Origin of the sequence: Micromonospora sp. NPDC047670 (assembly GCF_043204915.1) — a bacterium.
Lineage (GTDB): Bacteria > Actinomycetota > Actinomycetes > Mycobacteriales > Micromonosporaceae > Micromonospora.
Window position 1 is genome coordinate 80,388 of record NZ_JBIDDA010000003.1, and the last position, 13,758, is coordinate 94,145.

The following is a 13,758-nucleotide window of genomic DNA, read 5'->3' on the forward strand; positions in this document are numbered from 1 at the left end:
AGTTCGTAGACCTGGGCCTAGGCTGGGCCGTCATGAGTGAAGAACTGCTCAACCAAGTCGTGTACACCGACTACCGCCAGCTGACGTTGGAGTGGGGGGAAGAGATCTGGGACGGCGACGCTGAGCGATTCTTCAAGGACCAACAGAACGGGCTTGTCGGCGCAGCGGTCCCCGATAACGTCGTGATTATGCTTGCCCGTCGGTCAGGTGGTTCCGCCGTACGCATCGTGCTGGAGGTCACCGAGCCAAGAGCAAGTGCCGATTGGGAAGACATCGTCGAGGCATCGATCGACTTGCCCCCAGGTCGCGTCATGCGATGGTCGACCTGGGCGGGCGAGTCCGGCGGGTCGCTCGCCGTGCCGCCAGGGCAATACCGTCTGAGAGTGTCGGCCGCGGGTCGGGACGCCGGTGCGCAGGGCGAGTTTGCCGACGAAGTGGTCGATAGGTATCTCATCGAACTCTGGCCTGCGCCGGCGGCGCCGGATGCTGTACTTCGCGTGGGCAGCGACGACGCCGGCCACTGGCATGAGAGATGGGGAAGTCGCCGCTGAGCCGCCTCACCAGTCTTTTGGACGGGCCGGCCGCGGGCTCTCAGAGGTCGGGGCGCCAAAGAACGGTGTCTGCTCGGTCCGGCCCCGGAAACGGCCGAAGGACTCGTATAAGCGGTGGGAACGACCTGCGCCGATGCAGTTGTGGCAGATGGACATCGTCGGTGGGGTGCAGTTGGTCAACCCGGCCACCGGTGTGCTGCGAGAGGCGAAGCTCGTCATCGCCGTCGACGACCACTCCCGGTACTGCGTGATCGCCAAGGTCGTCGAGAGAGCCACCGGCCGGGCGGTGTGTCTGGCCCTGGCGGAGGCCCTGGCCCGGTTCGGGGTCCCGGAGGAGATCATCACCGGCAACGGCAAGCAGTTCACCGATCGGTTCGGCAAGTATCGTCCCCGCACCGGTGAGGTGCTGTTCGACAAGATCTGCCGCCACAACGGCATCACGCACCGACTGACCGCGACCGCTTCACCGAATCAGAACGGCAAGGTCGAACGGTTCCATGGCACCGTTCGTCCCGACTTCCTCGACACCGCCGAGGCGTTCACCCAGCCTCCGGGAAGCCCCGGCCGCGGTGGACGCGTATGTGTTGCACTACAACACCGACCGGCCCCACCAAGCCCTCGACCCGAGAACACCGGTCACTCCGGCTGACCGGTTCCAGCCGGTCGGAGCCCAGCAGCGGGCACTGGTCGACCTGTGGTTGCCGCCCACCCTGGACCCCGTCCCTTGCACCCCGGCCCAGGAGGTGGCAGCCGACGCACCACCGGTCCCGGTCCAGCCGTCGGCGGTGGACCCGGGTGCGCCGGTGGAGTTCGATCGGGTGGTGCCGCCGTCGGGCAACCTGATGGTGTGTTAACGCCAGTTCTGGATGGGCACCCACCGAGCCGGCATGGTGGCCCGGATCTGGGCCGACTGCGACCTGATCCACGTCCTCATCGCCGGCATCCGGATCAAGACCGTCCGCTCTCACCTGAGCGTCAACGACTTGGCCACCCTCATCCGCCAGGGCGCCGTCCCGGCCGGCCCCGCACCGCTGCCGCCGGTTGAGGAGGGCGACGCCATCGAGGTCGAACGCTGCGTCAACCGCGGCGGCGGCGTCTCACTCGGCCAACACATCGTCCTGGCCGCAGAGATCCTCGCCGGCCGCCGCGTCGGCATCCGCATCGAACCGACCACCCTCATGTTCTACGACCTCGTCACCCGCGAACTCTTGCGTACCCGAACCAACCCACTGCGCCCGGAACAGATGAAACGCCTCCGGGGCGCCCGGCCGGCAGGGCCGCCACCACGACCGTCGATCGAACCCGTCCGGGTGCAGCGACGGGCCTCCAACAGCGGCATCATCATGGTCGCCGGCCAGAAAGTAGCCCTCGGCCGACTGCACCGCCACCAGACAGTCACCGTGACCGTCTCCGAGACGAACCTGGCCATCGAACTCACCGACGGCGACACCAAGGTCATCCGACGCACGACCATGCAGCCAGTCCGTAGCATCAAAGGCCAGCGACTGCGGATCGCTACCTCAGTTTCCTAGACCATCCGTCGCACATCACCTGGCAGAGCTACGTCGCACATCAGCTGACGGATCACAGGCCGGCACCCGGTCGGCCTGCGGAGCCGGTTGAGGAAAGGGTGACTTGGCCGGCAGGATTGTGGCTACCAGAGGGTCCGGTTTCTTGAGGAGTCCCGATACCAGCAGCCTTGACCAGACGCGCTCGAAGCTTTGTCCACGCCCATGGGCACCGCCTTTACACCGAGATGAGCACCGGCGTTCGCGACCACTGGCTGAGCCACGGCATCCCGGCCGCAGTCGTCGAGCGGATGGCGGCGTTCGAGGCACTGTGGGGCGGCTTGCAGCTACCTCCGGCACCCCTGTACGAGGGTGGCCCCAAGATGTTCCAGAGCGACATGCCGGAGATGACCTCGACGGGCGACTGGTGGTTCGACGCAGGCGCCCAGCGAGTCTCCATGGCGTACGCGTTTTGCATCGGCCCTCAGGGTGAGTTCGGCATCGAGGATGGTGCCCGGAGAGCCGTTCTGCATGAATCGGTCGCTGGCTGGGTCGAGTCCCTCGCGCTGTCCTACCAAGCTCGCCGCTGGGCAACTCAGATCACACAAGTCCGTGGCCACGCCCTTGACCGCTTGGACCTGTCCGATCTCGAGCCGTTCGCGGAAGTCGCCGGCTGTTCGGACACCTGGTGGCGTGGTGGGGAAACGACAGTGGCCGTGTACCGGGGTGAAGCTGACCTGTTCAGCGATCCGCAGCTGCAGACCGCCGTGATCTACAGCGGCATTACCGAGGCTCCCGTATATCTCGACTACTGACTTCCTATCGCTGGATCATGGCGGGGTTTGACGTGTCAGTACCTGGTGCTACTCTGACGCTCGTCGAGCACTCACCAGCGCGGCCTTCCCCGCCGGATCGCTGAACTCGACTTCGGAGACGCTGAGCGGCCTTCCTGCCGCTACTGCGGGCCACGCCCGCCGGCTCTCGATCGCATCGGCCCACTGTGCCGGTCACCCCCGAATCCGCTGAGCGGCCCAGCACGGCCTTAGCCGTCCACGATGGCCCGGGTTCGCTGACTCCAACGGATGGAGGGGCCTGCGGCAACCAACCGGATGCCGACGAGCAGGCTCCTCCACCCGTACCGGCTTCACCATTAGGCCGTCAGCAACAGCCAGAGGCCATCAGCTTCCTTGGGCGGGAGTGGCACACAGCTTCCGCCTCCGGCGTGAGCCGCCGTCCTCGGCGGTGCCAGGAGACACGACGAACGCCACCAGCGGCAGCACCTCCGCGAGCGGTGGCGGATCGTTCCCCGTCCCTGCCACCCCCTGAGGAGAGAATGGCATGTCCACCCCGCTCGACCTGCACCGGTCCGGTGTCGCCGCCGGCCGCGACGCTCAGGCCATGTTCCGCGCCGCCATCACCCCGGACTTCTTCGGCTGGCTGGAGCACACCCGCTCCGCCGGCGGCTGCACCCGGCCGATCCGCCTCACCGGCACCCTCACGACCGCCGAGGCAGACACCGGCCGAGTGCTGCGGGAGCGACACACCGACGAACTGCCCGACCGCACGCTCTACAAGGCGTGCGGCAACCGCCGCGCCGCGCAGTGCCCCGACTGCGCCTGGACCTACGCCGGTGACGCTTTCCAGGTCGTCCGCTGCGGCCTGACCGGCGGCAGAGGCGTCCCCGCCTCCGTCGCCCGGCACCCCGTCGTCTTCGCCACCTTCACCGCCCCGTCCTTCGGCGCGGTCCACCACCGGCACATCCCCCGACACACCTGCGGCAACCGGCGGCGCTGCGACTGCCGGCCAGTTCCCTGCCACGCCCGCCGCACCGCCGCCACCTGCGGCCACGGGCAGCCCGCGGCGTGTTTCGCCCGCCACGACGCCGACGACCCCCGGCTCGGCCAGCCGCTCTGCCTGGACTGCTACGACCACGACCACCAGGCCGTCTGGAACGGGTTCTCGGGCGAGCTGTGGCGGCGCACCAAGCAGGCCGCCGAACGCGACCTTGCCGCCCTCTGCCGCCGAACGCGACCTCGCCGCCCTCTGCCGCCGACGCGGCATCCCGCCCGTCCAGGTCGTCAGCGACTCCGGGCGGGTACGAACCGTTCCGCCCGTGCGGCTGTCGCACGGCAAGGTCGCCGAGATGCAGCGCCGGGGCGCGGTCCACTTCCACGCCCTGCTGCGCCTCGACGGCGTCGACCCGGACGACCGCGACGCCCTGGTGCCGCCGCCGGCCGGCGTCACCGTCGATGACCTCGACGCCGCCATCCACGCCGCCGTCCGGCAGATCACCGTCACCACACCCGCTCACCCCGACCGGCCGGAGGGCTGGCTGGTGGCCTGGGGCGAGCAGGTCGACATCCGCCGCATCGGCACCAAGGACGGCGACCTCACCGACTCGTCAGTCGCCGGGTACCTGGCCAAGTACGCCACCAAGTCGACCGAGGTCACCGGCCACTGCTCGACCCGACTCACCCCGGACACCATCGACGCCTACGCCGACCCGGAAGGCGACCACCTCGCCCGCCTCATCGACGCCTGCTGGCGACTCGGCCACCCCACCCACACCACGACAGCCACCGGCGCCGCAACCAGCGGCGAGCGTCAAGGCCACCTTGACACCACACCGAACCCCTACGCCGGGCTGCGCCGCTGGGCACACATGCTCGGCTTCGGCGACCACTTCCTCACCAAGGCCCGCCGCTACTCCGTCACCTTCGGCCTGCTCCGCGACACCCGCACCACCTACCGCCGCGCGGAGGACAACACAGCCGACATCATCACCGTCGGTGTCCTCTCCTACTCCGGGTCCGGCTGGCTCACCGACGGAGACGCACTCCTGGCCAACACCGCCGCCGCGCAACGCCGGCAAGCAAGACGCATCGGCCGCGAAGAACTCGCCCACCAAGAGTGGCTGATCGGGGCCGCCGCACGAGCCATGACCTCCGCCCCCGCTGGTACTCCCCCGCCGAGGTCGCCGTCCTGCTCGGCTTCGGCATCTCCAAGGTCAAGATGAAGATCGCTACCGGCGAACTGCGCTCCATCAAGGACGGCAAGTACCGCCGCATCCTCCCCGAATGGGTCGACGACTACATCCGCGAACAGGTCGAACGCCAGGAGGCCGCCTGATGCCCGGACGCGCACGCGCCAACGGCGAAGGCTCCATCTTTCCCTACCGCAACGGCTTCGCCGCCTACGTCTGGGTCACCAAGCCGGACGGCAAGCGCACCCGCAAGTACGTCTACGGCAAGACCCGCGAGGCCGTCCACGACAAGTGGATCAAGCTGCACCAGCAGGCGAAGCAAGGGCCGGTGGCGACCAGCGTCCCGACGGTCGGCAGCTTCCTCACCTACTGGCTGGCCGAGATCATCGAGCCGAACCGGGCACCGTTGACCTACGCGACCTACGAGACGTTCGTCCGCCGCTACATCTCCCCCGGCCTCGGCTCCAAGCGGCTCGACCGGCTCCAGTCACGCGACGTGCAGACCTGGATCAACCAGGTGGCCCGCACCTGCCAGTGCTGCGCCCAAGGCAAGGACGCCGCCCGCCCGAAGGACAAGCGGCGCTGCTGCGCGGTCGGCCGCTGCTGCCGGGCCGTCCCGTCAACCCGCACGGTCAGCGACATCCGGGCCGCGCTGCGGGCCGCTCTCACCCATGCCCAGGCCGAAGACCTCATCGCCAAGAACCCCGCTATCGCGGTCACCCTGGCCACCGTCCGCCGGCGGCGGGGCAAGACCTGGTCGAGCGACGAGGCCCGCAAGTTCCTCGAATCGGCCCGCGCCGATGAGGATTCTCTCTACGCCGCCTACGCCCTGGTCCTCGTCACCGGCCTACGCAAGGGCGAGGCCCTGGGGCTGACGTGGGAGGACGTCGACCTCGACGCCGGAGAGCTGACCGTCGGCCGCCAGCTCCAACGCGTGCGCGGCCAACTCCTGCACCGCGACACCCAGACCCAGGCGTCCGACGCCACCCTTCCCCTCCCCGACATCTGCCTGACCGCGCTCAAGCTCAGACAGCAACAATGCGACGAGGCACGTGCAGCCGCCGGCAAGGCGTGGCACGAGAACGACCTCGTATTCACCACCCGCTACGGCACACCCATCGAGCCACGCAACTTCCAGCGCTCCTGGCAGACACGGTGCGAGAAGGCGAAGGTCAAGCCGATCACCGTTCACGACGCCCGACGTACCTGTGCCACACTCCTGGCCGACCTCGACGTCCACCCGCGAGTCGCCATGCAGGTGCTCCGGCATGCCAGGTTCTCAGTAACGATGGAGATCTACACCCAGGTCTCATCGAAGGCGACGCGGGAAACGTTGAAGCGCCTCGGCGATTCCCTCAGCAAATGACCGTTGCTGTACTTCGCTGCTGTACGGCAGCAGAAAGGCCACCTCCCGTTTCCGGGAAGTGGCCTTTGACCTGCGTGGGCGATACTGGGATCGAACCAGTGACCTCTTCGGTGTGAATGTCGATCTCACCCGCCAACACGCTCCAAGCGGCGCCGCTTGATGTCGTCGCGTGCGCTACGTATGCCGTCGACCGCCGCCCGATGGTGGAGGTTGACGATCCTCTAGCTGACTTCTTGCTGACGCAGCCTCATGGGGCACCCGAGCCGCGGCTGCGCTCGCCTCTCCTCAGCACTCGCGCGCCAGGACGCCTAGGTGGCACCGGCCAGCGTGACTCGACGACTCCCCATGCCCGCTACGCCCAGCGGTCCACAACCGAGGGCGCCAGGCGACACCCCGTACAGAGTGGACTTCGCCCTGTTGACGGTCTTGACTTCCCCAACATCGAGAATTAAGTTCTTAATCTCGACAGCAAGGTCTTCTTGCGTCGGTTAAGATCTTGCGATCCAGGAGTCTCTGTGAGCATCTTGATCGACCCCGCTCGCCTAAGCGGAGTCAAGCGATCGAGCACCTACCTCGCCATGCGCTCGACGCAGGGCGGCCGCACCGTCTACAGCCTCCGCGTCCCGCTCGCCGACCTGAGCGTGATCCTGCCGGTGCCGAACCCGGAAGAGCCTGATCCGGATAACCGGAAGGTAGACCGGCGTCACGCGAAGGACTTCGGCGACTACCTACATAAGAAGGTCGATTGGGTCGCCCCAGCGTTGTTGGCTCGCGACAACGGCGGGTGCAAGTTCGACGAGATCCAGGGAGCGCCCGAGGGGCGGCTGGGTTACCTAGAAATCCCCTGGTCGGTCGGTGCACTCTCCCCCTTGAGCACGATCGACGGGCAGCACCGCATCCTTGGCGTCGACATCGAGATCAAGAGCCTGACTGAGCAGATCAATAAGATCAATAAGGATATCGAGCGCGCCCGCTCCGAGGACCGCCTCGCCCAGTTGAGGCAGCAGCGTGACGACCTGCTGCAGCGCCTCCAGCGGATGGACACCGAGTACGTCGGCCTCGACATCTACCTGGAACCCGATAACATCCGCAGCCGACAGATGTTCGTCGATGTCGCCGACAACGCCAAGGGCATCTCCAGTGCCTTGCGGTCCCGGTTCGACGGCTCGAAGATCGCCAACCGCACGCTTGACAGGGTCATGGACCACGCGCTTCTTAAGGGCCGCGTCGACCTTGAGCAGGACCGGATGACGGCCAAGAACCCCAACCTCATGGGCGCCAAGCACGTCGCCGACCTCACCCGAGCGGTTGCCGTCGGCGTCGCCGGCCGGATCGGCAAGAAGCGCGAGACCGAACTCGATGACGCTGCCGTCACCGAGGCCGTTCACAAGTTCCTGGAATGCATCACGGAGGCGTTTACCGACCTCGCCGCGGTCGCGGACGGCAGGCTCTCCCCGCTTCAGCTTCGACAGCAGTCCCTGCTCGGATCGGTCGGAACGCTACGCGTACTGGCCGGCGCATACCACGTCTTCACGGAGGAGATGGACCTCGACGACGAGGACATCATCGAGTTCTTCCGCCGGCTCAACCCGCACATGAACGCACCGGTCACCAGCACCAGCCTCTGGCGTACGACCGCGGCTAGCGCCGACTTCGAGATCAACGCGTCAGCACCGGTTATGCGAACGCAGAACCTGCAACACCTGGTCAACGTCGTCACCGGTTGGTACAAGAACCCGCCTACCAGCCTCTGAATTGCGCGGTATCGACGGTGGCCGCCTGTTACCAAGGCGGCCACCGTCCCAATAGTGGCCTCCGTACAAACCGGCGTTTGCTGCGGTCCGTCGCTGAAAGGCCCCGGACTCTAATCGCCTACGACGGGTTCAACAACAGCGGCCATCACACGACCTGAAACCTTCGACTGGCGTCCTCGTAAACACACATGATCCGGTGGCTCCGCAGCAGGTCGAGTAAATCCTCGGACGGCCTGGCCGGCAACAGGACGGCGAGCTCAGGGCAGGTCGCAATATGGCGCCTATAGTCGAGGAGCTGTCCTACCGCCATTCGTATCGCCTCTCGTGTCGCCATACCCTTTGCCTCGTACAACACATTATCTGTGTAGTCAAAGAGGTCCGTGTACAAGACGGCCAGTTCGCCTGGTGGCCGAATCTTGTATCGTCCGCAGTCGTGCCCGCGGCGCTCAAGGTATGCCCGATAGCGCCTTACAAGATCCGCTTCCCACTTGACAGCTATGACACTAGTAGATGTTGAAACAGCATAGCTGCTCCTGGTGGACACTTCGAGCGGGACCGCCTCAGCGCCGCCGGCTAGCAATTCAGCTACTTCCATCGGGACGGGTGCTGCAAGTGCCTCTCTAGACGCGTCCTCTACCTCACTTGCATCCTGCTCTCTCCGGAGCACCTGACCGACGGGGAGCAGTCGAAAGACGAAGACCGTCCGAGCATTGCCATCGACGTCGGGCGCCTCGGCTGTTATATAGGGATTCTCCGTGTCGATCCGGAACTCACCGAGGTACCGCTGTATCTTCGCGGTCGAGTTTGCCTCGGTTCCGTCGGCGACGAAGAGCCGCAGGGCTCTTCCATCTTCCCTATGCTTCAAGATTGCTGCATTTCCCTCACGCATCTGCTGATGCCCCCGGCGCCCCTCGCCGGTATACAGGAATAGCTTTCCGTCGGAGGTCCAGCCGTCGTAGTCGTAACCGTAGAGGCTGCCAGCCTTCGGATCCGAGTAGAGGAATACGTTCGGGGTTCTGCCAGAGGGTTCGACTCCTCCGTATTTCCCGCCGCCATAACGGAGCATCCGCTGTTCACGACTCAAAGTAGTTCCTACGCCGATTTCCCAGCCCGTCACACGAGAAACGCTAGCGAGGTGTGATATCCATAGCTTCTCTAAGTGAGCATCGGCAGGTGGGGCGACTAGCTGCCCAGAGGCGAGAATCGCATTCCAATGATGGCCAGGCACCGATTGTTGCAGCTCATCGATGCCAAGCCGGTCCCCGATTGGAAGGACACGGTCCCAAGCGACCCAGACGTACCATGCCGTACGTGTTGCGTCTCCCCAATGCTGGTCCTCAAAAACCGTGTCGCTGGTGATTCGCCCACTCGCGACGATGCCACGATCTGCATTCTGCCGGAGGAGAAATACTCTGTCGCCGATGGTCACACCACCTCGGCGCGACCCGACGCTCCAGCGCGACGGAACAGTGCCCCCGGCCTCTGTTGCTGCTACATCGGCCTGGTACGCGAGTGCCGGGTAGACAGACTCGCTGGCGTTCCAAGTAAGAATAAACGTCACCACCCGCCGAGCCTGCCGCGGCACAGCCCGGTATGCAATCCAAGTTCCAGACAGATCTCCGCCGCAATTCTGAATAAAGCATGACAAATCGGCCGAATTTCTGTCCGATCTACGCCATCCGAGGATCTCAAGCCATGTAGACACGACACTTCATGGCTTGAGATCATGGAGGGGGAGGCCAATGTGAGGGTTTCGGAATTCTACAATTTGAACAAATCACAATCGGAGCTAGATTTTGTAGACGTTGATATCGTCAACGACGTTGAGCTCTATATTGACCCGAGTGCGATAGCCCACCTTTCCTCACCCTGGGCGGACAGCTGCATCGCCAGCATACAGTCATTCTTCCAGCGAGTTTTGGATGCCATAGGTGACAGCAACGACGAAGGTGCAATCTCCCTGCTTGCAGAATTGAGAGAGCCGAACGAGACGCATCTGGGCCAATCGAGTGGCCGATCCCAGGGCAGCGGCCTAGGGGATAAACTTGCGGAAAAGTTTTGGGAATCCCTCTCGAATAGCAGGGCGGCCCGAAGTGGCCTACTTGAGGATCTAGAAGATACCGCATTGCTTGTCGAGGGCGTCGACAAGGATCGAATCTCGGACATTACAACCAACCTAATTCGAGCTCAGCTTGTGGAGTTTACGCAGGAGACTGCGGAGTACCACGGCATCGAGCTAACCCCCGATGTGGCTTACGGCCCATTTTGGGATCCCCTGAAGGGCGAGTGGTACCAGAAGTACACAAACCTTCCGACACCTAATGGCGAACGCCTGCTGCTCGTCCCGAAGGCCATCGCCCGGCGCGGGTTGCACCTGAGCGCTAGCGAATTCTACCGCCACACTGTCCTCAACTATCTCGTCATCCAGGAGCGGGCGGAACGGTCTTTGGGAGCCGTGATCCGCAGTAGACGGGGAGTCACGAAGACTTCCGTCAACGAGGTACTTAAGGAACAGTTCGACGCCGGCAGGCATAACCCCGGTGTTGAAAAACGAATTAACACGTGGGCAACTCAGCAGAACCCCGAGCTTTTGCGAGGATACAAGGAAGAGAAGGCGGCGACAGGAAACCCACCCCTTCCAAATGAAGATCTCGCCGAGAGGGTTGGATCCGATACCTCGCGGCTCAGAGATTTGCTGGAGGATGTTCTTCGCACACCTGCAGGCAGAGATGATGCGGACGCATATGAGCGTCGGATAGAGTCTTTCCTATCCGCGCTATTCTATCCGCACCTCGTCTTTCCTAGGCGACAGAAGAAGATCCACGACGGCCGCAAAAGGATCGACATTTCATACACGAACGCCGCAACCCACGGCTTCTTTTATTGGCTTGCCATGCATTATCCGGCTGCGCACATCGTGGTTGAGTGCAAGAACTACGGCAAGGAGCTGCGCAATCCTGAGTTCGATCAGCTACAGGGTCGCTTCTCACCCTCACGAGGCAAGGTCGGACTGCTTCTCCACCGAGGCTACGGAGACAAAGAGAAGGTCTGGAGCTCTTGTCGCGATACAGCCCGGGACGACCGCGGGTTCATCATCGCCCTGGACGACGATGACCTGCGCCTTCTTGTTCAGGAATCCGAAGCGCCGACATCTGCAGAGTCGTTCGGGTACTTGCATAAGCTTTTCCAAAAGCTAATCGACTAGCCTGCTTGACGCGTTCCTTGCCATCCCGTCTGCCGCCGACCCACACACCGTGGAGCGGGCCAGGGCCAGGGTGACAAGGTGGAGCGCCCTACTGGACGAACGACCTTGTCACCCTGGCCCTGGTCTGCTCGGCTTGCCTGGGTCGGTGGCTGGCGGGATGGCATCCCACCCCAACCACCCACGACCGCAACGGTTCGGCAACTCCATCCTGGAGTCGTTGCGCCCCCGCCGGAGGCAGCCCTAACCCCAACCCCGCCCCCACCCTTCGCCCTCCTTCTACCTCCACCACTTCCCCACCTCGGACCCGTGGGCGGCCTGACGGATTCCGTTCGGCAACTCAACCGGCCGACCGTCGACCGGTCCGCGGTGAGACGTCACCAGGGTTGCAAGAGACGGAAGGTAGAGCTGTCGGATGGTCTCGGTCAGTCCGGGACTCGTCACCGGGTCCCCTTCACGGACCCAGGGGTGACGCGCGGGGCGGGGCGTGGTTTGCGGGCCGGCTGACTTTCCGCCCCGGCGCCGTAGGCGGCCGGGGCGGCGGCTCCGTAGGAGCCGGTTGCCGCGCCCCGGCCCGCGCCGCGCGGAGCGCCTTGATCTAGTACAGGCCAATTCGGCAACAGATCACAGCCAGCTCCGAGCCGACCAAGACCACCACGGCACCAACCACCGCCCTGCACTTCCACCCGCAGCGGCTACGCAACCCGGTACCGCATCGAGTCCGGCCCCTGACCGAGCTGCCCCCGCTCGCAATCCGGCCAGCCACTCCCCCGGCATCTCCCTAACCAATGACGCCGCGTTCGTGCTCATGCCTCGACCTCGGCCCCGCCTTCCCCTTCTCCCCCGCTGAACAAGCCGAGGGCGGCTCCTCTCGAAGCCGCCCTCGCTCTGCCATCTCTTGCCCTGGTCACTTCAACGGAAGCGCCTGTACGGTTCGCCACTCGTACATCTGCTGATCGCGATGCATCTCGATGAGGTCGACGTGGTTGATCGTCAACCGTGCGGTCCCGACCTCTGCGCGACTCACGGCGTCGATGTACGGGACCGCCGATCCGTCCGCGGTGATGTAGGCGACGCTGACGTGTGGGCGAAACCGGTTGGCGTCCTCGGTGACCTGGTCCTCACCAAGCACCCGGCCGATGGCCTCGCGGGTCAGGTGGCGTAGCTCGCGAATCGGTTCCGCTGGCTCGGCAGGCATGACAATCGCTTCGTCCGCCACGACGACCGATCCGAACTCCACGCCGAAGGCCGGAACGCCCGCGAGCAAGGACCTAGCCTCCGCAGCGATCCTGCCGACGACGTCGGGTGCGAGTTCATCGGCGAAGCCAACACCCTGCATCGTGAGGTGTAGCCACCGGTCCGGAATGAGGGTCAGGCTCGGCCTCTCCGCCAGGGCCGTACGGTACGCGGTCGCCAGGTCGTAGAGGGTGGGTTGGTTGTCGAACGTGATGTGGAAGGCGTAGAAGCGCCTCCCGACATGCCATCCGGGACGCCACCACCAGTGATTGCGCACGTGGGCGGCGTGAGTGCCGGGAGGAAGGTCAACGAGCGACATGGGCTACCTCAGACTTCGGAGGGCGTGTCGGGTTCGGAGGGCTCCGGCTCTACCGGGTACTCGTCGATGACGACGATGCGGTCCGCCGGCCAGACCGATTCGGAGACCTCCAGCACGGTTCCGTCCTCGGCGCGGGCCACGTGGATGACCTGCATGACTGGTGCGCCTGTCGGCAGCTCCAGCGCTGAGGCTTCTTCGGCCGTGGGTAGACGGGAGAGCCAGTGATCGCGAGCGGTGGCGTACCGCTTGCCGCTCAGCTCTTCGATGCAGAGGAACAGGGCTTTCGGCACCACCGTGGGCTCTTCAAGGTAGGTGCCGCCGCCGATGTCGGTCAGGATGTAGCTTGCGCCGATCTCTTCGGGTTTGCCCGTCTCACGGTTGTAGAGGTGCCGGCGTCGGACCACTACCTCGGTGCCGGCTGGCAAATCCATCGCTGCGGCGATCTCGTTTGATACCGGCGCCCGGCCGGCGAAGACGATGTCATGGCGCAGGTGTGCGGTGAGCAGCTTCTGATCGTTCCTCGCCCGGCCGTAGCGATGCCGCGAACGGCGTTGAAGGCGTCGACTTTCTCGCACGAACGTTCCCACGCCGTGGCGGGACTCGATCAGCCCTTCTGCGCGGAGCACGCTGATCGCGTTGCGCAGGGTAATCGGGCTGACCTTGAAGCGTTCGGCCAACGCCGTCTCGGCTGGCAGCCGCTCCCCGGCCTTCATCTGCCCGTCGCGGATACTCCGCCGCAGCTCTGCTGCGATCTGTAGGTATTTAGGGGCTCTTGTGCCCAGGTCGTCGGTCATCGCCGTCCTTCCGGGCCAGTCCTCTTCAGGACAACCCCTCTACCT

The 13,758-nt window shown here is 64.9% G+C and carries 12 protein-coding genes and 1 pseudogene; 10 read left to right on the plus strand and 3 right to left on the minus strand.

What is annotated here, in order from left to right:
* The first annotated feature begins 32 nt into the window (after positions 1-32).
* From ACGF7U_RS08345 to ACGF7U_RS08385, 9 genes and pseudogenes are all read left to right on the plus strand, one after another.
* The gene (locus ACGF7U_RS08345; RefSeq protein WP_393104343.1) at positions 33-551 is read left to right on the plus strand and encodes a hypothetical protein; all 519 of its coding nucleotides are present in this window, start codon (positions 33-35) and stop codon (positions 549-551) included.
* A gap of 133 nt (positions 552-684) precedes the next feature.
* On the plus strand, positions 685-1,200 hold the full coding sequence (locus ACGF7U_RS08350) for a DDE-type integrase/transposase/recombinase (protein WP_393104345.1): 516 nt from the start codon (positions 685-687) through the stop codon (positions 1,198-1,200).
* Positions 1,133-1,405 carry a hypothetical protein gene (locus ACGF7U_RS08355; protein ID WP_393104347.1) on the plus strand — a complete coding sequence of 91 codons (273 nt, stop codon included), beginning with the start codon at positions 1,133-1,135 and terminating at the stop codon, positions 1,403-1,405. Before ACGF7U_RS08350 ends, ACGF7U_RS08355 begins: the two co-directional genes overlap by 68 nt.
* A 33-nt stretch (positions 1,406-1,438) precedes the next feature.
* Entirely contained in the window at positions 1,439-2,083 is a 645-nt protein-coding gene (locus ACGF7U_RS08360; RefSeq protein WP_393104349.1) for a hypothetical protein, read from the plus strand.
* Between the two features lie 224 nt (positions 2,084-2,307).
* Positions 2,308-2,874, plus strand: a complete 567-nt coding sequence (locus tag ACGF7U_RS08365) for a hypothetical protein (RefSeq protein ID WP_393104351.1) — start codon at positions 2,308-2,310, stop codon at positions 2,872-2,874.
* 523 nt (positions 2,875-3,397) lie between these two features.
* A pseudogene (locus tag ACGF7U_RS08370) lies at positions 3,398-4,991 on the plus strand (replication initiator); the annotation flags it as partial.
* Positions 4,970-5,188: an excisionase family DNA-binding protein gene (locus ACGF7U_RS08375; protein ID WP_393104353.1), complete on the plus strand. Its 219-nt coding sequence runs from the start codon at positions 4,970-4,972 to the stop codon at positions 5,186-5,188. The pseudogene ACGF7U_RS08370 and the gene ACGF7U_RS08375, both read left to right, overlap by 22 nt.
* Complete coding sequence (locus ACGF7U_RS08380) at positions 5,188-6,408, plus strand: tyrosine-type recombinase/integrase (RefSeq protein ID WP_393104355.1); 1,221 nt, start codon at positions 5,188-5,190, stop codon at positions 6,406-6,408. The genes ACGF7U_RS08375 and ACGF7U_RS08380 overlap by 1 nt, the downstream gene beginning before the upstream one ends.
* A gap of 515 nt (positions 6,409-6,923) precedes the next feature.
* Positions 6,924-8,162, plus strand: a complete 1,239-nt coding sequence (locus ACGF7U_RS08385; RefSeq protein ID WP_393104357.1) for a DNA sulfur modification protein DndB — start codon at positions 6,924-6,926, stop codon at positions 8,160-8,162.
* 145 nt (positions 8,163-8,307) lie between these two features.
* Here the strand turns inward: ACGF7U_RS08385 and ACGF7U_RS08390 are convergent, their stop codons facing one another.
* On the minus strand, positions 8,308-9,279 hold the full coding sequence (locus ACGF7U_RS08390; protein WP_393104358.1) for a hypothetical protein: 972 nt from the start codon (positions 9,277-9,279) through the stop codon (positions 8,308-8,310).
* A gap of 609 nt (positions 9,280-9,888) precedes the next feature.
* Here ACGF7U_RS08390 and ACGF7U_RS08395 point away from each other — a divergent pair.
* Entirely contained in the window at positions 9,889-11,367 is a 1,479-nt protein-coding gene (locus tag ACGF7U_RS08395) for a hypothetical protein (RefSeq protein WP_393104360.1), read from the plus strand.
* 904 nt (positions 11,368-12,271) lie between these two features.
* Here the strand turns inward: ACGF7U_RS08395 and ACGF7U_RS08400 are convergent.
* Together ACGF7U_RS08400 and ACGF7U_RS08405 are read right to left on the minus strand one after the other, a co-directional pair.
* Complete coding sequence (locus ACGF7U_RS08400) at positions 12,272-12,919, minus strand: 2'-5' RNA ligase family protein (RefSeq protein WP_393104362.1); 648 nt, start codon at positions 12,917-12,919, stop codon at positions 12,272-12,274.
* An 8-nt stretch (positions 12,920-12,927) separates the two neighbouring features.
* Positions 12,928-13,713 (minus strand): GntR family transcriptional regulator, encoded by a 786-nt coding sequence (locus tag ACGF7U_RS08405; RefSeq protein WP_393104364.1) that lies wholly within the window; start codon positions 13,711-13,713, stop codon positions 12,928-12,930.
* Between the last annotated feature and the right edge of the window lie 45 nt (positions 13,714-13,758).

What these genes read in the sequence shown, in the direction of transcription:
- ACGF7U_RS08345 (WP_393104343.1), top strand. Translation starts at nt 33, where the DNA reads ATGAGTGAAGAACTGCTCAACCAAGTCGTGTACACCGACTACCGCCAG.
- ACGF7U_RS08350 (WP_393104345.1), top strand. Translation starts at nt 685, where the DNA reads ATGCAGTTGTGGCAGATGGACATCGTCGGTGGGGTGCAGTTGGTCAAC.
- ACGF7U_RS08360 (WP_393104349.1), top strand. Translation starts at nt 1,439, where the DNA reads ATGGTGGCCCGGATCTGGGCCGACTGCGACCTGATCCACGTCCTCATC.
- ACGF7U_RS08365 (WP_393104351.1), top strand. Translation starts at nt 2,308, where the DNA reads ATGAGCACCGGCGTTCGCGACCACTGGCTGAGCCACGGCATCCCGGCC.
- ACGF7U_RS08380 (WP_393104355.1), top strand. Translation starts at nt 5,188, where the DNA reads ATGCCCGGACGCGCACGCGCCAACGGCGAAGGCTCCATCTTTCCCTAC.
- ACGF7U_RS08395 (WP_393104360.1), top strand. Translation starts at nt 9,889, where the DNA reads ATGGAGGGGGAGGCCAATGTGAGGGTTTCGGAATTCTACAATTTGAAC.
- ACGF7U_RS08400 (WP_393104362.1), bottom strand. Translation starts at nt 12,919, where the DNA reads ATGTCGCTCGTTGACCTTCCTCCCGGCACTCACGCCGCCCACGTGCGC.
- ACGF7U_RS08405 (WP_393104364.1), bottom strand. Translation starts at nt 13,713, where the DNA reads ATGACCGACGACCTGGGCACAAGAGCCCCTAAATACCTACAGATCGCA.